We start from the raw sequence: 19,434 nt of genomic DNA, 5'->3' as shown, positions 1-19,434 counted from the left end.
CGCTAACGCTAATGTAGGTCGCCCCATAAGGTCTCAAAGCCATCACAAGACCGGCAAATGTGCAGCCGATTTGTTGACTAAAAGCCCGTGGCTGCTATGTGTCGCGCACTCTTTCCTGGGCTCTGCCAAGCCCACAAATCCCCACCCCGGAGGTACCATGACGTCGCGTGAACAACATGACCGGATGGCCAATGCGATCCGTTTTCTCTCCATGGACGCCGTCGAGAAGTCCCAGTCCGGCCATCCCGGCCTGCCCATGGGCTGCGCCGACATCGCCACAGTGCTGTTCACCCGCTTCCTGAAATATGATCCGAAGAACCCCCATTGGCCGGACCGCGACCGCTTCATCCTGTCGGCCGGCCATGGTTCGATGCTGCTCTACTCGCTGCTGCATCTGACCGGTTACGAGGACATGACCCTCGACCAGATCAAGCATTTCCGCCAGCTGGGTTCCAAGACCGCCGGCCATCCCGAATACGGCCATGCCACCGGCATCGAGACGACGACCGGCCCGCTCGGCCAGGGTCTCGCCAATTCGGTCGGCTTCGCGCTCGGCGAGCGCATCATGAACGCCGCCTTCGGCAACGACCTCGTCGACCACTACACCTATGTGCTGGCCGGCGACGGCTGCCTGATGGAAGGTGTTTCCCAGGAAGCCATCGCGCTGGCCGGCCACCTCAAGCTCAACAAGCTGATCGTCTTCTGGGACAACAACAACATCTCGATCGACGGTCCGGTTTCGCTTGCAGACAACACCGACCAGGTCGCCCGCTTCCAGGCCTCGGGCTGGAACGCCAGCCACATTGACGGCACCGACCCCGAGGCGATCGCCTACGCCATCGAAGCCGCCCGCCATTCCGACAAGCCGACGATGATCGCCTGCAAGACGACCATCGGCTTCGGCGCCCCGACCAAGGCCGGCACCAACAAGGCGCACGGTTCGCCGCTCGGCGCCGACGAGATCGCAGGCGCGCGGAAATTCTTCAACTGGGACTCGCCGCCCTTCGAAATTCCGGCCGACATTCTCGACGCCTGGCGCACCGCCGGCAAGGCCGGCGTCAAGCCGCGCACCGACTGGGAAGGCCGCCTGGCCAAGGCCAAGCCTGAGTTGAAGGCCGAGTTCGAGCGCCGCCTCGCCGGCAAGCTGCCGTCGAATTTCGATGCCGTCATTGCCGACTACAAGAAGAAGCTGTCGGCCGACAAGCCGAAGGTCGCCACCCGCAAATCGTCGGAAATGGCGCTGGAAGTCATCAATGGCGCGGTGCCGGAAACCATCGGCGGCTCTGCCGACCTCACCGGCTCCAACAACACCAAGACCAGCCAGACCAAGAACATCACGCCGGACGATTACGGCCAGCGCTATGTCCACTACGGCATCCGCGAGCATGGCATGGCGGCCGCCCTCAACGGCCTGACGCTGCATGGCGGCCTCATCGCCTATGGTGGCACCTTCATGTGCTTCTCCGACTATGCCCGTCCGTCGATGCGGCTGGCGTCGCTGATGGGCATCCGCTCGATCTTCGTCATGACCCATGATTCGATCGGTTTGGGCGAAGACGGCCCGACCCACCAGCCGGTCGAGCACCTGGCGGCGCTCCGCGCCATCCCCAACCACAATGTCTACCGCCCAGCCGACGCGGTGGAAACCGCCGAATGCTGGCAGATCGCCATTGAATCGGAAAAGACCCCGTCCACCCTGGCGCTGACCCGTCAGAACCTGCCGACGGTGCGCACCGAGCACTCGGCCAGGAACCTCAGCAGCCAGGGCGCCTATGAACTGGCCGCGGCGAGCGGCGAAGCGGCGGTGACGATCTTCGCCACCGGCTCCGAGGTCGAGATCGCGCTCGGCGCCCGTGATTTGCTTGAAAAGCATGGGCACCCGACCCGCGTCGTCTCGGTGCCTTGCTTCGAACTGTTCGACCAGCAGAGCGACGCCTACCGCAAGGAGACGATCGGCAACGCGCCGATCAAGATGGCGATCGAGGCCGGCATCCGCCAGGGCTGGGATCACCTGATCGGCTCCGACGGCATCTTCATCGGCATGACCGGCTTCGGCGCTTCCGGCACCATCGAGCAGCTCTACCCGCATTTCGGCATCACCGCCGAAGCCGCGGCCAAGGCGGCGGAAGCCCGCCTGCACGGCAAGTAAGATCAGGGTCAGTCCCGCGCACCTCCAAGGCGGATTCGCGGGGCTGGACCAACCTAATCGATTTAAATTCGGCCTTCTGCGGCTGGATTCTTGTGCCATCCGCCGCTATGAAGCTGCGGACCCATCTGCCGCCTCCAGCTCCCAGGGAGAGTAAAATGACCGTCAGAGTTGCCATCAACGGATTTGGCCGCATCGGCCGCAACATCCTGCGCGCCATCCATGAATCCGGCCGCAAGGACATCGACGTCGTCGCCGTCAACGACCTCGGCCCGGTCGAGACCAACGCGCATCTGCTGCGCTATGACAGCGTGCACGGCCGCTTCCCGCACGAAGTGTCGGTCTCGGGCGACCAGATCACCGTCGGCAAGGAGACCTTCAAGGTCACCGCGATCAAGGACCCGGCGCAGCTGCCGTGGAAGGAGCTCGGCATCGACATCGCGCTCGAATGCACCGGCATCTTCACCGCCCGCGACAAGGCTGCCGCGCATTTGACCGCCGGCGCCAAGCGCGTCGTCGTCTCCGCGCCTGCCGAAGGTGCTGACCTCACCGTCGTCTACGGCATCAACCACGACAAGCTGACCAAGGACCACATCGTCATTTCGAATGCGTCCTGCACCACCAACTGCCTGGCGCCGCTCGCCGCAGTGCTGCACGAGACCGTCGGCATCGAAAAGGGCATGATGACGACGATCCACTCCTACACCGGCGACCAGCCGACGCTGGACACCATGCACAAGGATCTCTACCGCGGCCGCGCGGCTGCCCTGTCGCAGATCCCGACCTCGACCGGTGCGGCCAAGGCGATCGGCCTGGTGCTGCCCGACCTCAAGGGCAAGCTCGACGGCATCTCGATCCGCGTGCCGACCCCCAACGTCTCGGTTGTCGACTTCAAGTTCATCGCCAAGCGCGCCACCACCGTGCAGGAGATAAACGAAGCGGTGATCGCTGCCTCCAACGGCAAGCTGAAGGGCATTCTCGGCGTCACCCATCATCCGAATGTGTCGATCGACTTCAACCACGATCCGCGCTCGTCGATCCTGGCGCTCGACCAGACCAAGGTCATGGACGGCAACTTCGTTTCGGTGCTGTCCTGGTACGACAATGAGTGGGGCTTCTCCAACCGCATGGCCGACACCTCGGTCGCCTTCGGCAAGACCATCGCCTGACCTGAAGGCATCGTCTCGCAGCTTCGAACGCCCGGCTGTGCCCGGGCGTTTTTCGGCAGCGCGCCGGGCAAGGCGCGCCGAGCCGCCAAACGCCGGAAAATCAGCGGCATAAGGCAAAAAGCCATCCTTGCGCCTTGCACCGGCCATGCCTTCGCCCCACTCTCCCGTGAATCGGTAGAAAGAGGAATTCGAGGGGCAAATCACGGATGGAGCATGCGATCTATCTCGTCACGCTGGTCGGCACAGCGCTAGTCGTCGCCGCAGCGTTCTCGAGCCTGATCGCCTTCCGCTTCGGCGCCCCGTTGCTGCTGCTCTTCCTCTGCATCGGCCTCGCCAGCGGCGTCGATGGTCTCGGTATCGAATTCGACAATGCGCGCGTGGCATATTTTGCCGGCTCACTGGCGCTGGCGGTCATCCTGTTCGATTCCGGTTTCGGCACGCCGCTCAACGCGCTGCGCCAGGCGGCCGGACCGGCGCTGTCGCTGGCGACCTTCGGCGTAATCTTGACCACTGGCCTGTTCGGCGCCGCCGCCTATTATCTGCTCGACCTCAGCTGGCTGGAATCCTTCCTTCTGGGAGCTGCCGTCGCCTCGACCGACGCGGCTGCGGTGTTCTTCCTGCTGCGCGCCGGCGAAATCAATCTGCGCGAGCGCGTGCGCGCCACGCTCGAAGTCGAATCCGGTACCAACGATCCGATCGCCATCTTCCTGACCATTACGCTGGTCGAGATCATCGCCGCCCACGCCAATCCCGAGACCCATGTGCTGGTCACCGACCTGATCCTCGGCTTCCTGCTCAATATGGGGCTCGGCGCCGTCGTCGGCGTGCTTGGCGGGCTCGGCATCGTGCGCCTCGTCGACCGGCTCAACCTCGACCATGGCTTGCTGCCGATCTTCGTGCTGACCCTGTCCCTGATGGTGTTCGCCGCCGCCGGCGCCATTGGCGGCTCGGGCTTCCTGGCGGTCTATCTCGCCGGGCTGATTGCCGGCAACTCCGACATCCGCGCCGTCACCATCCTGAAGCGCTTCCAGGACGGCATGTCGTGGCTGGCACAGATCATCATGTTCCTGATCCTCGGCCTGTTCGCGACACCCTCGCAGTTTCCGGCGATCATGGTGCCGGCGGTGCTGCTCGGCCTGTTCCTGATGTTTGTCGCGCGCCCTGTCGCCGTCTGGCTCTGCCTGATCCCGTTCCGCCTGCCGCGTCCCGAGATCGCCTTCGTCTCCTGGGTCGGCCTGCGCGGCGCCGTGTCCATCCTGCTTGCCATCACTCCGCTGCTCGGCGGACTGGAGAACGGCCGCACCATCTTCAACGTCGCCTTCATCATCGTTCTGGTATCGCTGGTGGTGCAGGGCTGGTCGGTCGGTCCGCTGGCGCGCCGGCTCGGCCTGATCGTGCCGGCGAGACTCGGGCCGCTCGACAAGGTCGAACTCGAACTGCCGGGCTCCGCCCACCACGAACTGCTCGCCTACCGTGTTGCGCCCGGCAGCCCGGTGGCGCGCGGCGAGCGTATCCCGCGCTGGGCACGGCCCTCGTTGGTGCTGCGCGACGGCCGCTCGATGCGTTTCCAGGACATGGGCCGGCTCGCGGCCGGCGACCAGGTTTATATCTTCGTGCCCGACCGCTATCCGCGCCTGCTTGACAAGCTGTTTGCCAGCCGCGCCGTAGTCGACCCCGAGGATGCCGACTTCTTCGGCGCCTTCGCCGTCGATCCCGCCCGCTCGGCCGCAGAGCTCGAGGCCGCATACACACCGGGATTGAGCGAAGCCGAGCAGAAGCTCACCGTCGGCGCGCTGGTGACGGCAAGGCTTGGCGGCCATGCCGAATATGCCGACCGGGTGCTGATCGGCCCGATCGAATTGATCGTCCGCGACGTCGACGACAAGGGCAAGATCACCGGTCTCGGCCTCTCCTTCGAGCCGACCGCGCCGGTGGCGCGGGTTCCGGTGTTCCTGAGCGCCGGCGAGATCGGCGATCGTGTCTCCGCCTTCATCCGCAACTGGCGCAAGCCGACCGAGACGCAGACTGCAGAGGCGACAGCCAATGAGAAGGCCCTTGAGCCGACGGCGGAAAAGATAACGACAGAAGGCTGACAAGCGATCGGTTCACGCTGACGTCCCGCATCATCACGACAGCCTTCGCCTTGATCTCAAAATTTAGCTCGCACCCCGGCTCAAGCCTTGCATCGTCATCGATGCGAGGTATGGTCCCGGCGATTTTCCACGGAAAGGAACCCGCATGGCCGCCTTCAAGACACTCGACGATATCGGCAATATCAGCGGCAAGCGCGTGCTGGTGCGCGTCGACCTCAACGTGCCCGTCGCCGACGGCAAGGTCACCGACGCCACCCGCATCGAACGCATCGCGCCGACCATCGCCGAGCTGTCCGGCAAGGGCGCCAAGGTCATCCTGCTCGCGCATTTCGGCCGCCCGAAGGATGGTCCCTCGCCCGAATTCTCGCTGGAGCCGATCGCCAAGGCTGCCGCGGAGGTGCTTGGCCGCCCGGTCGGCTTTGCCGGCGACTGCGTCGGCGACACGGCGGGCAGTGCGGTCGCCGCCATGAACAAGGGCGATGTGCTGCTGCTGGAAAACACCCGCTTCCACAAGACCGAGGAGAAGAACGACCCGGCCTTTACAGAGCGGCTCGCCGCCAATGGCGATATCTTCGTCAACGACGCCTTTTCCGCCGCCCACCGGGCGCACTCCTCGACCGAAGGCCTGGCGCGGCTGTTGCCGTCCTATGCCGGCCGCACCATGCAGGCCGAGCTCGAGGCGCTGGAGAAGGGGCTCGGCAATCCGGTCCGCCCTGTCGTCGCCATTGTCGGTGGCGCCAAGGTGTCGACCAAGATCGACCTGTTGATGAACCTGGTGAAGAAGGTCGACGCGCTGGTCATCGGCGGCGGCATGGCCAACACTTTTCTCGCCGCGCGTGGCACCGCTGTCGGCAAGTCGCTGTGCGAGCATGACCTTGCCGCGACCGCCAAGCAGATCATGATCGAGGCCGCCGAGGCAGGCTGCGCCATCATCCTGCCTGTCGACGGTGTCGTCGCCAAGGAATTCAAGGCGGGTGCGGCCAGCGAGACCGTTGCCATTTCGGATGTCCCGGCTGACGGCATGATCCTCGATGTCGGCGAAAAGACCGTGAAGACGATCGGTGAATGGATCGACCGCGCCGCGACGCTGGTCTGGAACGGCCCGCTCGGCGCCTTCGAGATCGAGCCTTTCGACCACGCCACGGTGGCGGCGGCCAGGCACGCGGCGGCCCGCACCAGGGCCGGCAAGCTGGTCTCGGTCGCCGGTGGCGGCGACACGGTGGCCGCCCTCAACCATGCCGGCGTCGCCGACGACTTCACCTATGTCTCGACCGCCGGTGGCGCTTTCCTGGAATGGATGGAAGGCAAGCCGCTGCCCGGCGTCGACGTCCTGAAGAAGCAGGCCTGATCGGGACGAGGGCGTCAAACGAGGCGCTGGAAACTTTCAATCGATTCGAGCTTTCCGATGCCATTCCTTTGGCGGTAGACTTCCCTTAAGCGCGGAACAACACCGTCAAGGAGAAGCAAAAATGAGCGAACGTCTCGAAGACATTGCCGCCGCAATGGTGGCCGGCGGCAAGGGCCTGCTGGCCGCCGATGAGAGCTCCGGCACCATCAAGAAGCGCTTCGACGTCATCGGCGTCGAATCGACCGCCGACAGCCGCCGCGACTACCGCGAGATGATGTTCCGCGCCAAGGACGCGATGACGAAGTACATCTCCGGCGTCATTCTCTACGACGAGACCATCCGTCAGAAGGCTGCCGACGGCACGCCTCTGGTCGACATCATCAAGGCGGCGGGCGCCATCCCCGGCATCAAGGTCGATGCCGGCGCCAAGCCACTCGCCGGCTTTCCCGGCGATACCGTTACCGAAGGCCTCGACGGCTTGCGCGAGCGGCTCGCGGATTATTACAAGCTCGGCGCCCGCTTCGCCAAATGGCGCGCGGTGATCGACATCGACACCGGCAAGGGCGTGCCCTCGGCCAATTCGATTGCCTCCAATGCCCATGCGCTGGCCCGCTATGCCGCACTGTGCCAGGAGGCCGGCATCGTGCCGATCGTCGAACCGGAAGTGCTGATGGACGGCGCGCACGACATCGACACCTGCTACGACATCTCGAAGGCAACGCTGATCAAGCTCTATGACGAGCTGCATGCGGCGCGCGTTGTGTTGGAAGGCACCATCCTGAAGCCGAACATGGTGCTGGCCGGCAGGAAGTCGGGCAAGGTGAGCAGCCCCGAAGAGGTCGCGGAAAAGACCATAAAACTGTTCCGCGAAACCGTACCGGCAGCGGTGCCGGGCATCGCCTTCCTTTCGGGCGGGCAGTCGGACGAGGAGGCTACCGCCAACCTCAACGCCATCAACGCCATCGGCCCGCATCCGTGGAAGCTGACCTTCTCCTATGGCCGCGCCTTGCAGGCCGCCCCGCAAAAGGCCTGGAGCGGCAAGGCGTCGAACGTCGCCGCCGGCCAGGCCGCCTTCACCCATCGTGCCCACATGAACCATCTGGCGGCGCTGGGACAATGGACGGCGAGCCTCGAACAGGCCGCCTGAGCGCAGTCCTCCCGTTGTCATACAACCCGGGCCGATGCGCCCGGGTTTGTTCATGCAAAGCCCGGCTTGGACGGAGTTCGTCCATCCTTATCTCCTTTTCGGCAAAAGCTGACGGCGATGTCGGTTTCTGCCCACCCCAAACGTCCTTGGGTGAACAGACAGGGAGAACTTCATGACTCGCAGCAAGGTGGTTTCGCGTGAAGACTGGTTTGAGGCGCACAAGGCGCATCTGGCGCGCGAGAAGGAATTGACACGGTTGCGTGAGCGCATCGCCGCCGAGCGGCGTGAACTGCCCTGGATGAAAATCCGCAAGGACTATGTCTTCGAGACCGAGCAGGGTCCGAAGAACCTGGCCGGACTGTTCGGCGCCAACAGCCAACTGATCGTCTACCACTTCATGATGACGCCAGGATCGAACCACCGCTGCGAAGGCTGCTCCTTCCTTGCCGACCATATAGACGGCGCCGATCAGCATCTCAGGCACCACGACGTGTCGCTGGTGGTGGTTGCGCGCGCGCCGCTGGCGGAACTGCTGCCTTACAAGCAGCGTATGGGCTGGAAATTCGACTGGGTGTCGTCCTACGCCTCGGATTTCAACTTCGACATGCAGGTCTCCTTCACCGACAAGCAGATCGCGGCCGGCGACACCACCTACAATTTCGAGACGCGTCCGCGCACGTCAAAGGACCTTCCCGGCACCAGTGTTTTCTACAAGGAAGAGAACGGCGACATGTTCCTTACCTTTATGTCGCGCGCCCGCGGCGGCGAGGCCCAGATCGGCACTTACGATTATCTCGACATGACACCGAAGGGCCGCGGCGAAAATGGCCCTTATCATAGCCTGATGGACTGGGTGCGGCTGCATGACGAATATCAGGACAAGCAGGCGGACAAGCCGAACTGCTGCGACTAGAAGCGCGTTCACCTGCGCCCAAACATGCGCTAAGGCTGCCGTTAACCTCTAACGGTATTGCCATGCGCTTCCCGGCCCTTCTTACCTGGCTCGCCTACCCCGTCTATGTCTGGCAGGGCCTCGGCGTGCGCCGCCGCACCACCCGCATGCTGCCGGCACAAGGGCCGGTCATGCACGAAATATCGGGCAAGGCGCCGGCCATCTCGCTGCTGGTGCTGGGCGATTCCTCGGCCGCTTCCGTCGGCATCGGCAATTCCGAGAACGGGCTTGCCGCGCAGCTTGCCGTCATGATCGCGCAACGAACCGGCCTTGCCGTGCGCTGGCGCGCCGCCGGCTTCAACTCGGCAACGTCGGGCCAGATCCGCGACCATGTGCTGCCCAATCTGTCGGCCGATCCGTGGACGCATATCGTGCTCGCCATCGGCACCAACGACACCAAGAATTTCCACTCGGTACCGCGCTTCAAGAAGGAGTTCGGTGGCCTGCTCTACGCCTCGCGTGCCAAATGGCCGGAGGCCCGCGTCGTCTGGTCGCCGGTGCTGGAATTCACCCGTGCGCCGGCCATGCCGCCGCTGCTCGGCAAGATACTCGAAATCCGCGCTACCGCAATGAACCGCATGGGCGAGCGCCTCTGTTTCGAGCGCGGCGCCGTGCCGGCGCCACGGCTGCCGATCACCAACCCTGAGGCCGGCTTTGCCTCCGATGGCTTTCATGCCTCGGAAGCCGGTTACCGCGCCTGGGCCGAACATCTGGTCGGATGGGTGCTCGCCGATTGACCTGAGGGGGCACAAGCTCGGACTGGTGGGCTTCAGAGAACTGACACGAGTATTTCCAAATACTGTTGATTGCAGCCTGCTTCCAATGGATCTGAGCCAGAATATCATCCAGCAGCAATGGATGAGCTACGGCCTGGATTCCGAAACCGGCAACGACACCTGCACGCTGACCGGCAACCGCGCCGAATCGAGCAAGCATGTCATTCCGGCCGGCCCGGCCAACGCCACGCCTTTTATTGCGGCGAACCTGCCGGAATTCATGACGACGCGCGGTGGCGATTACTTCTTCGTGCCCAGCCTCAACGCCATCCGGATGATTGCCATGGGAACGGTGGACCCGACCTGACCCTCAAGGCTATGCCCAGTGCCCCAGCGCACCCGCCAGCGCGATGGCCGCCATGGCGATCAGGGCCAGCTTCCAGAAATCGCCGCGCCGCTTCAGGCCCGGCCAGCCGAGCGGCTTGATCAGCTGAATGGCCATCATGCCGATGATGACGAGCGCGAGGAGTTTCGACATGCCCGCCTTTGAGCAGCATCGCGACAGGCTGTCAAAGCGGTTCTTGCATGGTCTCGGTCGACTTGGCCATTCCTGACAAAAGGCTCGTTTCCGAACCGACCGCCAAGCACCTCGCAGCTTTCTTCAACGAGCTGACATCCTCCTGACAGACTGCTGTCAGGAGGGGTATGCGATAGTGTCTCCATCAGAGAAGAGGAGATGGTCATGAACAGCTTTGGTATTTTGAACAGCGTACAGCACTATGTCGGCAAGATCCGCACGATGCGCAATGAAGTCCGTACCCAGCGCTTCCTGAACTCCTTGCCGGCGGACATCCGCAAGGACATTGGCTGGCCGGATATGTATGAGGGTCACAGCCGCATTCGCGAGATCTGAGGCGTTTTACATGACAATGCTTGGATGCGGACCCCGCAACGCCCGGATCATTGACATGGCCCCCCGGGCGGCGACGCCTTGGGCTGGCGCAAAGACTTTTGGCGCCTGCTACGGACAATGCTGAAGGCTCCTGACAGAATGCTGTCAGGAGCACCATGCCATAAACGTGTCAGGAGACATGAATGGTGAAAAGCTGGAACGACAGGCTGAACACGCCGGGCGTCAACGGCGTGAAGCCGACGCCACGCACAATGGGCGATGTCGTCGAGGGCCAGCCGATGCTGGTGCCGACGGCCCGTCAGGTCGATGACTTCATCCGCACGATCCCCAACGGCGTCGAGATGGATGTACGCGCCTTGCGCACCGCGCTCGCCATCGAGCATGGGGCGCAAGTGACATGTCCGGTCACCATCGGCTATCATCTGCGAACCGTCGCCGAAGCCGCCAATGAGGATCTCGAACGCGGCATGACGCTGAACGATATCACGCCGTACTGGCGTGTGCTCGACGTGAACACGCCGACAACGAAGAAGTTGTCCTTCGGCGCGGAATTCGTCGCCGTGCAGCGCAAGCGCGAAGGACTTAAACCATAATGCGTGTCGCCCAAAAGTGCGCAGCGGTTTTTGGGAGAACGACAAGCATAAAACAGGACATGGATGTCACCCGGAACCGGTTTTGGGACCATGTCATTCATAGACAAGCAGCCGAGGGACCATACGATGCGACGTGCCGACAGGCTCTTTCAGATCGTGCAGCACCTGCGTGGCGGCCGGCTGGTCACCGCCCAGAAGCTCGGCACATGGCTCGAGGTTTCCGAGCGGACCATCTACCGCGATATCGCCGATTTGCAGTCGACCGGAGTGCCGATCGACGGCGAGGCCGGCGTCGGCTACATGATGAGGGAGGGTTTCGACCTTCCGCCGCTGATGTTCACGCGTGACGAAATCGTCGCGCTGGTCGCCGGCGCCCGCATGGTGCGGGCCTTTGGCGGCGCGGCCATGGCGCGTGCGGCCGACGAGGCGCTGGTCAAGATCGGCGCCGTCCTGCCCGACGCCGAGAAGGACCGCATCGCCCGCACCGAGATCCACACGCCGATGTGGGTGGTGAGCGACGCCGCGCGTGAGGCGATCGACGTGATCGAGCGCGCTGTCGAGAAGCGACAGGTGCTGACCATCGACTACCGCGACGAGGCCGGCCGCGGCACCGGGCGTGACATCCGTCCGCTCGGTCTGTGGTTCTGGGGCAAGGTATGGACGCTGGTTGCCTGGTGCGAGATGCGCGACGATTTCCGCGCCTTCCGCATCGACCGCATCGCCTCGGTGGTCATTGCCGGCCGCATCTTCAAGCCGGAGCGCGGCAAGCAGCTCGCCGATTTCTACCGCGCGGTCGAGCGCAGCGAGGATTATGGCATGACGCCGGACCGGGCGGCGCGCAGCTGAGATTTCGACTATCAGTTAAAAAGCCCGCTCGAAGCGGGCTTTTTTGTTGAACTGTCGCAAACCTCACTCGTCGTCCGCATCTTCCTTCTTGGACTTGAGCGCCGAAAGCTTGGCGAACACGGCGTTGGCGTCCAGTTCGGCATCCTCGTCCTTCGGCTTCTCCGGCGCCGGCACCAGGCGCTCGGTCACGGCAGCGGGCAGCAGCGTGTCGCCGACAGGCTGCGCCTGCTCGCGGCCGCGCGAGGCGCGGTTGACTTCCATGTCGAGGTCGATCTGCGAAGCGAGACCCAGCGTCACCGGGTCCATCGGCTGCAGATTGGCCGAATTCCAGTGCTTGCGCTCGCGGATCTGTTCGATCGTCGACTTGGTCGTGCCGACCAGGCGCGAAATCTGCGCGTCCTTCAATTCCGGATGGTTGCGGACCAGCCACAGGATGGCGTTGGGCCGATCCTGGCGCTTCGACAACGGCGTGTAGCGGGGACCCTTGCGCTTGGATTCCGGCACCCGCACCTTGGGGTCGGACAGTTTCAGGCGCTGGTTCGGATCCTTCTCGGCGCGCGCGATCTCGTCGCGGGTCAGCTGTCCGGTCATGATCGGGTCCATGCCCTTGATGCCTTGCGCCGATTCGCCGTCGGCGATCGCCTTGACCTCGAGCGGATGCAACCCGCAGAACTGCGCGATCTGCTCGAAGGACAGCGCGGTGTTGTCGACCAGCCAGACGGCGGTCGCCTTGGGCATCAGCAGCGTATTGGCCATTTCAAAAATCCTTCTCGTTCGCCCGCGTTCCCGCGCGGGCGGTGGTTTAGAGCCACCAAAATGGGAAATTCGCGGCCTATATAACCGCTCCGCTGCCGTTTCGCAATGTTTTTGGCGCAGGGCGCAGCCGTCGGACACCGGACAGCGGGGGAGGCCAGGAGGACCTCGGCTCCGGCGATCATTGATGCCGAGTTGTACAGGGGGTCCAAAACGACAAAACCCGCCGGACAGGGTCCAGCGGGCTCGGAACCGGCGACGGGATACCGTCTGCGGCGGCTCTTGCTTCTGCCGCGTGGTCAGGCCTCATCGGCCGACCAGACTTCGAATTAGATGGCCTTGCGGGCAATCCTCTCGATGTCGCCGCGGCTGATGCCGAGGTCGCTGAGCTGACGGGCGTTGAGCTTGTTCAGCTCGCGCACGGTTTCGTTGTACATACGCCAGTTACGGAAAGCGCGGATCGGGTTCATGGTTGTCCTCCAGTTGTTGGATCAAATCGTTTCGATGACGCTTAGATAGGCAGTGCTGCCCACGAATTGAACAGACGTCTTTGCATAGCCGCAATGCAAATGCTGCATTGCAGCATTAAGCTTCTGTTCATCTTGCCGACAGGCTGAGCGCGGAGCATGGCGCGAGGGTTCAGGTCAGGCCGAGCAGAGAATGGCGGCTCCCGAGAACCGGAGCGGAGCGTACTTCAGTACGAAGCACCGGCCTACGCCGGCCGTAGCCTTAACTGCCGCAACGCCTCATGAGGGCTTCGGCCGGCGAAGGCCGGAAGCGCAGGGAGCCGCCATTCGCAGGCCGGCCTCACCTGAATCTCGCCCCATCTAGCCGACGTCGAGAACGATCTTGCCTATATGCTCGCCCTCTTCCATGCGCTCATGCGCCCGCCAGGCGTCGGTCAGCGGGAAGATCATGTCCATCACCGGCGCTACCTTCCGGGTGCCGAGCAGCGGCCACACCTGTGCTTCCAGTGCGGCGGCGAGCGCCGCCTTGAACTCGACCGTGCGAGGCCGCAGCGTCGAGCCGGTGTGGGTCAGCCGCTTGACCATGATTTTCGAGAAATCGGCGCTCGCCACCGCGCCGGCCTGGACGGCGATCTGGACGATCCTGCCCTCGACCGCGGCGGCCTCGTAGTTGCGCGCGATATAGTCGCCGCCGACCATGTCGAGAATGACGTCGGCCCCCTTGCCGCCGGTCGCATCCTTGACCGCCGCGACGAAATCCTCCTCGCGGTAGTTGATCGCCCGGTCGGCGCCGAGCTTCAGGCAGGCGTCGCATTTCTCCTTCGAGCCGGCGGTGGTGACGACATACGCGCCGAAGGCCGACGCCAGCTGGATCGCCGTGGTGCCGATGCCCGATGAGCCGCCATGGACCAGCAGCGTCTCACCCTTTTTCAAGCCGCCGCGCTCGAACACATTGTGCCAGACGGTGAAATAGTTTTCCGGAACCGCGGCCGCCTCCGTGTGGGTGAAGCCGGCGGGCAGCGGCAGCACGCTGCCGGCATGAACCTTGACATATTCGGCATAACCGCCCCCCGGCGTCAGCGCGCAGACCCGGTCGCCGATGCGCCAGCGCGATATCTCGTCGCCAAGGGCGGCCACTTCGCCCGATGCTTCGAGGCCGGGCAGGTCGGAAGCGCCGGGCGGCGCCGGATAGGCGCCCTTGCGCTGCTGCACGTCGGGGCGGTTGACGCCGGCCGCACGCACCCGGATCAGGATTTCGCCGGGACCAAGCACCGGCACGTCGCGCGTTTCCGGTTTCAGCACCCGCGGCCCGCCCGGTTGCGAGATTGCGATGGCCGTCATCGTGGCTGGAATTTTATGTCCGCTCGCCATGAAATTTCCCGTCTGGGTCCGCCGGTCTGTCGCCGGCTGCCAGCTTCTTGCCGGCTGTTTGCATCTGCGCCCCTGCCCTATGTATGCTGATTGCCGGATCAGGCAAATGGCCAAATCAGCCCAATACTGAATAGGGAGGAGCGACGATGGCGATCTTCGACGACGAACCCAAAAAGAAAGCCCGCCCGCATGAGATCGGACAGGATCTGTCGCTGCTTTCGGTCGGTGACCTTACCGAACGGATCAGCATCCTGCGCGACGAGATTGCCCGGCTCGAAGCCGAGCTCCAGACCAAGGGCAGCACCAAATCGGCGGCCGAAGCCCTGTTTCGCCGCGGCTAGTTTTCGCGTTAGTTTCGGCGTTGAGCATCCGCCGCCGAAAAGCCCGAATGCGCCTGTCTTCAGACCCCGCCACCGAATCTCCAGACGGATCAAACAATGTTTGCAAGCTACAGGCCGATCCTCTCGCTGCTTCGCGGCACCGCTTTCCTGCTCGCGGCTTCGGGACTGCACGGCCTGTTGTTGCCCTTGCGAGGTCAACTCGAAGGGTTTTCGACCGCATCGCTCGGTCTGATGGGCACGGCCTGGGCCGGTGGCTTCGTCACCGGCTGCTTCTTCGCACCGCGCCTGGTGCGCCGCGCCGGCCACGTCCGGGCGTTCGGCGCCTTTGCCGCTTCGGGCGCCATCGTGGCGTTGCTTACCGGCCTGATCATCGACGAATATGTCTGGATCCTGCTGCGTGCCTTCACCGGCTTCACCATGGCCGGCGCCTTCATGGTCATCGAAAGCTGGCTGAACGAGAAGGCCACCAACGAGAACCGCGGCACCGTCTTCGGCCTCTACATGATGGTCACCTATGCCTCGATCATGGGCGGCCAGATGATCGTTGCCGGCGGCGACGTCAGATCGGCGTCGCTGTTCATGATCACCGGCATATTGTTCTGCCTATCACTGATCCCGACCGCGGTGTCGTCGGCTTCGTCTCCCAAGCCGCTGCAGGACGTCAAGCTCGACGTCAAAGGCCTCTACGCCAACTCGCCGGTGTCGGCGATCGCCTGCCTGTTGGTCGGCATCGCCAATGGCGCCTGGGGCACGCTTGGCGCCGTCTACGGCGCCCGTATCGGCATCTCCACCGCCCAGATCGCACTGATGATGAGCCTTGTCGTTATTGCCGGCGCGGCCATGCAGCTTCCGGCCGGACGCCTCTCCGACAAGACCGACCGCCGTTTCGTGCTGGCGGGCGCGGCTTTCGGCGCTGCACTGTTCGCCATCCTGATCTTCCTGTTCGAACCGCGTTCCGCCGTCCTCGTCATTGTCTTCGCCGCCGCCTACGGCGCCTTTGCCTACACGCTCTATTCGATCGCCGTGGCGCATGCCAACGACCACGCCCGATCGGAGGATTTCGTCAAGGTCTCGGGCGGCCTGCTGCTTCTGTATGGCTTCGGAACCATGATCGGGCCCTTGCTGGCTGCCGCCCTGATGGGTTGGCTCCGCCCCGAAGGCCTGTTCCTGGCCACCGCGCTGGCGCATCTCAGCCTCGCCGCCTACACGTTGCTGCGCATCAGCCGCCGCGCGCCGGTGCCGATCGAAGACCGCGACGCCTTCAAGACCCAGCCGGCCGATCGCTCGGTCACCCCTGAAGCACTGCGGCTCAGAAAAGCGGAAGCCGACGGTTGAGATTTGAAAAGCTTTGCCCCACAAGTATAGGCATGATCTTTTCTGACGCCTTCATGGCGATTGCCGACCCCAACCGGCGCTATCTTCTGGAAGAGCTCCGGCGTGGCCCGAAAACCGTCAACGAACTGGCTTCGGGCCTGCCAGTCTCCCGCCCGGCCGTGTCCCAGCATTTGAAAGTGTTGCTGGACGCCGGTCTGGTTCAGGCCAAGGCCGAGGGCACGAGGCGGGTCTATACAGTCAGCAGTGGCGGCTTCCTCAACCTCAATATTTGGCTTGATCAGTTCTGGGAAGCATAGGCCGCGATTCCAGCTCGCCTCCCTGGCTTTCAAGTGTCCGTTGCCAGCGCCTTGCCCAGCGCATCGAGCAGGAATCCGGTACCATGCTCGCGCGATGACGGTGTGTCGTGCCCATCGAGAAACGCGCCCTGCTCGGTGAGCACCAGACGCGTGCCCGTGCCTTCCGGGCGAAGCTCAATTGTCGCCAGCGAAACCGAGATTCTGACATCACCGAACAGCATGTCGTAGCTGTAGACGATGCGCTGGTTGGGCACGATGTCCTGATAGGTGGCGGTATAGGTGTGGATCGGCCCGTCCTTCGGCCCGCCGGCATTGACCTCCTGGCCGCCGACGCGAAAATCCATTTCGTGCCTGTGGGTCATCGGGTTGTCGGGGTCGGCGAACCAGCGCCGCTTGGCGGCCGGATCGCTGAGCGCGAAATAGACTTTCGCCGGTGCAACTGAATAGAGGCGCTCGAGGACGAAGGTGGAGTGGACGACGGATCGTTCGGCCATGGTCAGGTCCTCTTGGTCAGCTTGATGGTTTCTGCGCGACGAAGACGCCGTCGCGATAGGACGCGCCGAAATAGACTTCGACGGCGCGCAACCTGTCGTCATGGAACAGATGCAGTTCGGTGTTGCGGAAGGTCTTTCCGTCCGCCGTCTCGCAGCGATAGAGGACAAAGGCGGCGTCCTCGTCCTCGCATATCCGCTCGATGACGATCGAGCTGAAGGCCGGGCTGTCCGGCCAGCAGCGCTCGAAATAGGTCGCACGGTCGATGGCGTCGTCATAGGGGCTGGTGAAGGTGAAATCGTCGGCGAGCACCGCCGCGACGGCAGCCTTGTTATTCGCCTGGTAGGCGGAAAGATAGCCGCGGATCAACTCCGCTCTGCTTTTGCCGGGCATGGTCATTTCTCCTCTGCTTCAGGTCATTCGGTCCCGGCGAGAAAATCGCCGAGCCGGTCGAGCCGACGCTCCCATGTCAGCCGCCGTTCGTTGATCCAGTGTTCTGCGCTGCGCAGCGCCTGCGGCGCGATCTGGCAGGTGCGCACGCGGCCGAGCTTTTCCGAGCGCACCAGCCCGCTTGCTTCGAGCACGTTGAGATGCTGGACGACGGCCGACAGCGACATCGCCAGCGGTTCGGCCAACTGGCTGACCGAGGCCGGCCCACGCGACAGCCGTTCGACCATGCTGCGCCTGGCCGGGTCTGCGAGCGCCTGGAACATCAGGTCGAGCTGGGCGGGATCGTGCAGCATCGCGATCAGCCGTTATTGTAGGGAAAGAACTTGAAGTAGGGCTGCGCCTCCTCGACGACCCGGGCGAAGGACGGCCGCTTGAGCAGGCGGTCGTGGTAGTGTTTCACGGCCGGATAGCTGTCGCCGAATGGCTCGACCTTGTTGGCGTAGAACAGCGCCGGCGAGGCCGCGCAGTCGGCCATGGTGAAGGTAGGCCCGGCCGCCCAGAGTTTCGAGCGCATCTCCTCCTCGATGATCGCATAGGCGTTGCGCAGTTGCGCGCGCGCCTCATCGACCCCGAACGGATCGGTCTTGTCCTGCGGGCGCAACCTGTCGCCGACGATCTTCTGCATCGGCGCCTGCACGTAGAAATCGTAGAAACGGTCGGCCTGGCGGACCTGGAGAGCAAGGTCGGCCTCGGCCGGGATGAGCTCGACCGGCCCGGGATAATGCGCGGCCAGATATTCGATGACGATGGTCGATTCCAGCACCGTGCGATTGCGTGCATCGTCACGCAGCGCCGGCATCTTGCCGGTCGGCGACACCTTCAGGAATGCTGCCCGCGACTGCTCGTCGCCGAGGTCGACGATAACCGGCGTGAAGGGCGTGTCGTTCTCGTAAAACGCTATCAGCGGTTTCCAGCAGAACGATGCCAGCGGATGGAAATGGAACGTCAGGGACATTTTTTGCTCGTCTGTTTGCGGTTCGTCGGTGCTGGAGCGGTGCCAGCCAGCGCCAACACTGAAGCGCTTACTTAACTATTTCCATGAGGCGAATGTGTCAAGGTTCCAGACTGCCTTCAGGGTTTGGTATGCGCCACGATGGCGTCGATGATCGTGCCCCAGTCGTCGGGATGCAGTTCGTGGCCACCGCCTTCGACGCGGACAAGCCGCCCGCCGGCAACAGCGTCGGCAAGGGCTGCGCCATGCTCGACCGGAAAGATCGGATCCGATGTCCCGTGAATGACGAGCAGCGGAACTTTGATCTCGCGCAGGCGTCCTTTCAGATCCTCGCCGCCCTTCAGCATGAAATGGTTGGTCGCGCTCAGAAAGCCGCCGGATCGGTCGTAGTCCTGTTGGACGAACGCCCGCATCGCCTTCTCGTCAAAGGGATGCGCGGTGCTGGCGATCGCACGCGCATCCTTGACGACGAAGCCGATCACCTGGTCGCGGTCCGACCAATCGACCTTGGCGCCATCGGCCGAGTGCTCCATATAGGCCTCGGTCGTCCCCGGCAGGTGCGATGTATCGATCCCCACCGGCGAACTGCTGATCACCGTCAGTGTGATGACACGCGAGGGATGTTTCAACACCAGTCGTTGCGCGATCATGCCGCCCATCGACATCCCGACCACATGCGCCTTGCCGATGCCGCAACCGTCGAGGACGCGCACCGCATCGTCCGCCATGTCGTCGAAGGTATACGGCGGCTCGCCCGGCGCATATTTGGTCGACAGGCCGGTATCGCGATTGTCGTAGCGGATCACGAAACGGCCCTCGCTGGCGAGTTTTTTGCAGAGCGCCTCCGGCCCCCACAGCATCGAGGCCATGGCGCCCATGATCAGCAGAACGGTTGGATGGCCGGGATCCCCAAACGTCTGGGAGACGATTTCGGGTGCTGCGGCCCGTGTCATGGGACTCTCCTCGCATCGGCCAATCAAAGGCCAACCAAACTGATTGCGTTTTGCAATCGGTTGCACGATAATAAAACTGATACGATAATGCAACTGGTTTT

Annotated in this window: 23 protein-coding genes; 14 read left to right on the top strand and 9 right to left on the bottom strand. The window is 63.6% G+C overall.

Annotated elements, in window-relative coordinates; all coding sequences use genetic code 11:
- The first annotated feature begins 157 nt into the window (after positions 1 to 157).
- From tkt to NKJ76_RS25120, 8 genes are all read left to right on the top strand, one after another.
- The gene (gene tkt, locus NKJ76_RS25155; RefSeq protein WP_352538610.1) at positions 158 to 2,149 is read left to right on the top strand and encodes a transketolase; all 1,992 of its coding nucleotides are present in this window, start codon (positions 158 to 160) and stop codon (positions 2,147 to 2,149) included.
- 155 nt (positions 2,150 to 2,304) lie between these two features.
- Positions 2,305 to 3,315 carry a type I glyceraldehyde-3-phosphate dehydrogenase gene (gene gap / locus NKJ76_RS25150; protein WP_023683984.1) on the top strand — a complete coding sequence of 337 codons (1,011 nt, stop codon included), beginning with the start codon at positions 2,305 to 2,307 and terminating at the stop codon, positions 3,313 to 3,315.
- Between the two features lie 206 nt (positions 3,316 to 3,521).
- A complete protein-coding gene (locus tag NKJ76_RS25145) occupies positions 3,522 to 5,408 on the top strand; it encodes a potassium/proton antiporter (protein WP_023670131.1) in 1,887 nt (628 codons plus the stop codon).
- Between the two features lie 145 nt (positions 5,409 to 5,553).
- Complete coding sequence (locus NKJ76_RS25140; protein ID WP_023670132.1) at positions 5,554 to 6,756, top strand: phosphoglycerate kinase; 1,203 nt, start codon at positions 5,554 to 5,556, stop codon at positions 6,754 to 6,756.
- Positions 6,757 to 6,877: 121 nt separating this feature from the next.
- Complete coding sequence (locus NKJ76_RS25135; RefSeq protein WP_023816414.1) at positions 6,878 to 7,903, top strand: class I fructose-bisphosphate aldolase; 1,026 nt, start codon at positions 6,878 to 6,880, stop codon at positions 7,901 to 7,903.
- 172 nt (positions 7,904 to 8,075) lie between these two features.
- On the top strand, positions 8,076 to 8,816 hold the full coding sequence (locus NKJ76_RS25130; RefSeq protein ID WP_352538609.1) for a DUF899 domain-containing protein: 741 nt from the start codon (positions 8,076 to 8,078) through the stop codon (positions 8,814 to 8,816).
- Positions 8,817 to 8,878: 62 nt separating this feature from the next.
- On the top strand, positions 8,879 to 9,592 hold the full coding sequence (locus NKJ76_RS25125; protein WP_023737388.1) for an SGNH/GDSL hydrolase family protein: 714 nt from the start codon (positions 8,879 to 8,881) through the stop codon (positions 9,590 to 9,592).
- A 25-nt stretch (positions 9,593 to 9,617) separates the two neighbouring features.
- Complete coding sequence (locus NKJ76_RS25120; protein ID WP_155922469.1) at positions 9,618 to 9,938, top strand: hypothetical protein; 321 nt, start codon at positions 9,618 to 9,620, stop codon at positions 9,936 to 9,938.
- 9 nt (positions 9,939 to 9,947) lie between these two features.
- Here the strand turns inward: NKJ76_RS25120 and NKJ76_RS25115 are convergent, their stop codons facing one another.
- Positions 9,948 to 10,109, bottom strand: coding sequence for a hypothetical protein (locus NKJ76_RS25115; RefSeq protein ID WP_023683991.1), 162 nt, complete (start codon positions 10,107 to 10,109; stop codon positions 9,948 to 9,950).
- Positions 10,110 to 10,313: 204 nt separating this feature from the next.
- On the opposite strand from NKJ76_RS25115, the gene NKJ76_RS25110 reads away from it, so the two are divergent.
- From NKJ76_RS25110 to NKJ76_RS25100, 3 genes are all read left to right on the top strand, one after another.
- On the top strand, positions 10,314 to 10,484 hold the full coding sequence (locus tag NKJ76_RS25110; RefSeq protein WP_023670139.1) for a hypothetical protein: 171 nt from the start codon (positions 10,314 to 10,316) through the stop codon (positions 10,482 to 10,484).
- A gap of 182 nt (positions 10,485 to 10,666) precedes the next feature.
- Complete coding sequence (locus NKJ76_RS25105; protein ID WP_031193200.1) at positions 10,667 to 11,077, top strand: hypothetical protein; 411 nt, start codon at positions 10,667 to 10,669, stop codon at positions 11,075 to 11,077.
- 126 nt (positions 11,078 to 11,203) lie between these two features.
- Complete coding sequence (locus NKJ76_RS25100) at positions 11,204 to 11,923, top strand: helix-turn-helix transcriptional regulator (RefSeq protein ID WP_023683994.1); 720 nt, start codon at positions 11,204 to 11,206, stop codon at positions 11,921 to 11,923.
- A gap of 63 nt (positions 11,924 to 11,986) precedes the next feature.
- On the opposite strand, the gene NKJ76_RS25095 is transcribed toward NKJ76_RS25100, so the two are convergent.
- From NKJ76_RS25095 to NKJ76_RS25085, 3 genes are all read right to left on the bottom strand, one after another.
- On the bottom strand, positions 11,987 to 12,679 hold the full coding sequence (locus NKJ76_RS25095) for a DUF1013 domain-containing protein (RefSeq protein WP_023670142.1): 693 nt from the start codon (positions 12,677 to 12,679) through the stop codon (positions 11,987 to 11,989).
- 326 nt (positions 12,680 to 13,005) lie between these two features.
- Positions 13,006 to 13,146 carry a DUF1127 domain-containing protein gene (locus tag NKJ76_RS25090; protein ID WP_023670143.1) on the bottom strand — a complete coding sequence of 47 codons (141 nt, stop codon included), beginning with the start codon at positions 13,144 to 13,146 and terminating at the stop codon, positions 13,006 to 13,008.
- Between the two features lie 357 nt (positions 13,147 to 13,503).
- Complete coding sequence (locus NKJ76_RS25085) at positions 13,504 to 14,514, bottom strand: NAD(P)H-quinone oxidoreductase (RefSeq protein WP_352538608.1); 1,011 nt, start codon at positions 14,512 to 14,514, stop codon at positions 13,504 to 13,506.
- A 146-nt stretch (positions 14,515 to 14,660) separates the two neighbouring features.
- Between NKJ76_RS25085 and NKJ76_RS25080 the strand changes: the two genes are divergently transcribed.
- The 3 genes from NKJ76_RS25080 to NKJ76_RS25070 all read left to right on the top strand — a co-directional run bounded on the left by NKJ76_RS25080 (position 14,661) and on the right by NKJ76_RS25070 (position 16,486).
- Positions 14,661 to 14,855 carry a DUF1192 domain-containing protein gene (locus NKJ76_RS25080; protein ID WP_023748336.1) on the top strand — a complete coding sequence of 65 codons (195 nt, stop codon included), beginning with the start codon at positions 14,661 to 14,663 and terminating at the stop codon, positions 14,853 to 14,855.
- A 96-nt stretch (positions 14,856 to 14,951) separates the two neighbouring features.
- The gene (locus NKJ76_RS25075) at positions 14,952 to 16,190 is read left to right on the top strand and encodes an MFS transporter (RefSeq protein WP_023683997.1); all 1,239 of its coding nucleotides are present in this window, start codon (positions 14,952 to 14,954) and stop codon (positions 16,188 to 16,190) included.
- A 32-nt stretch (positions 16,191 to 16,222) separates the two neighbouring features.
- Positions 16,223 to 16,486, top strand: a complete 264-nt coding sequence (locus tag NKJ76_RS25070) for an ArsR/SmtB family transcription factor (protein WP_352538607.1) — start codon at positions 16,223 to 16,225, stop codon at positions 16,484 to 16,486.
- Between the two features lie 29 nt (positions 16,487 to 16,515).
- Here NKJ76_RS25070 and NKJ76_RS25065 read toward each other — a convergent pair whose 3' ends face one another.
- The 5 genes from NKJ76_RS25065 to NKJ76_RS25045 form a co-directional block, all read right to left on the bottom strand.
- Positions 16,516 to 16,980, bottom strand: coding sequence for an SRPBCC family protein (locus NKJ76_RS25065; RefSeq protein WP_352538606.1), 465 nt, complete (start codon positions 16,978 to 16,980; stop codon positions 16,516 to 16,518).
- A gap of 16 nt (positions 16,981 to 16,996) precedes the next feature.
- Complete coding sequence (locus tag NKJ76_RS25060) at positions 16,997 to 17,371, bottom strand: nuclear transport factor 2 family protein (protein ID WP_352538605.1); 375 nt, start codon at positions 17,369 to 17,371, stop codon at positions 16,997 to 16,999.
- Between the two features lie 23 nt (positions 17,372 to 17,394).
- Positions 17,395 to 17,721 (bottom strand): ArsR/SmtB family transcription factor, encoded by a 327-nt coding sequence (locus NKJ76_RS25055; RefSeq protein ID WP_023699361.1) that lies wholly within the window; start codon positions 17,719 to 17,721, stop codon positions 17,395 to 17,397.
- 5 nt (positions 17,722 to 17,726) lie between these two features.
- The gene (locus NKJ76_RS25050; protein ID WP_023690076.1) at positions 17,727 to 18,383 is read right to left on the bottom strand and encodes a glutathione S-transferase family protein; all 657 of its coding nucleotides are present in this window, start codon (positions 18,381 to 18,383) and stop codon (positions 17,727 to 17,729) included.
- A gap of 116 nt (positions 18,384 to 18,499) precedes the next feature.
- Positions 18,500 to 19,333, bottom strand: coding sequence for an alpha/beta fold hydrolase (locus tag NKJ76_RS25045; protein ID WP_352538604.1), 834 nt, complete (start codon positions 19,331 to 19,333; stop codon positions 18,500 to 18,502).
- Positions 19,334 to 19,434: the final 101 nt, after the last annotated feature.

The sequence above is a fragment of the Mesorhizobium sp. M0029 genome, from assembly GCF_040323735.1.
GTDB lineage: Bacteria > Pseudomonadota > Alphaproteobacteria > Rhizobiales > Rhizobiaceae > Mesorhizobium.
Note: the sequence above shows the minus strand (reverse complement) of the source record. Positions and strands in the feature narration are given on the sequence as shown.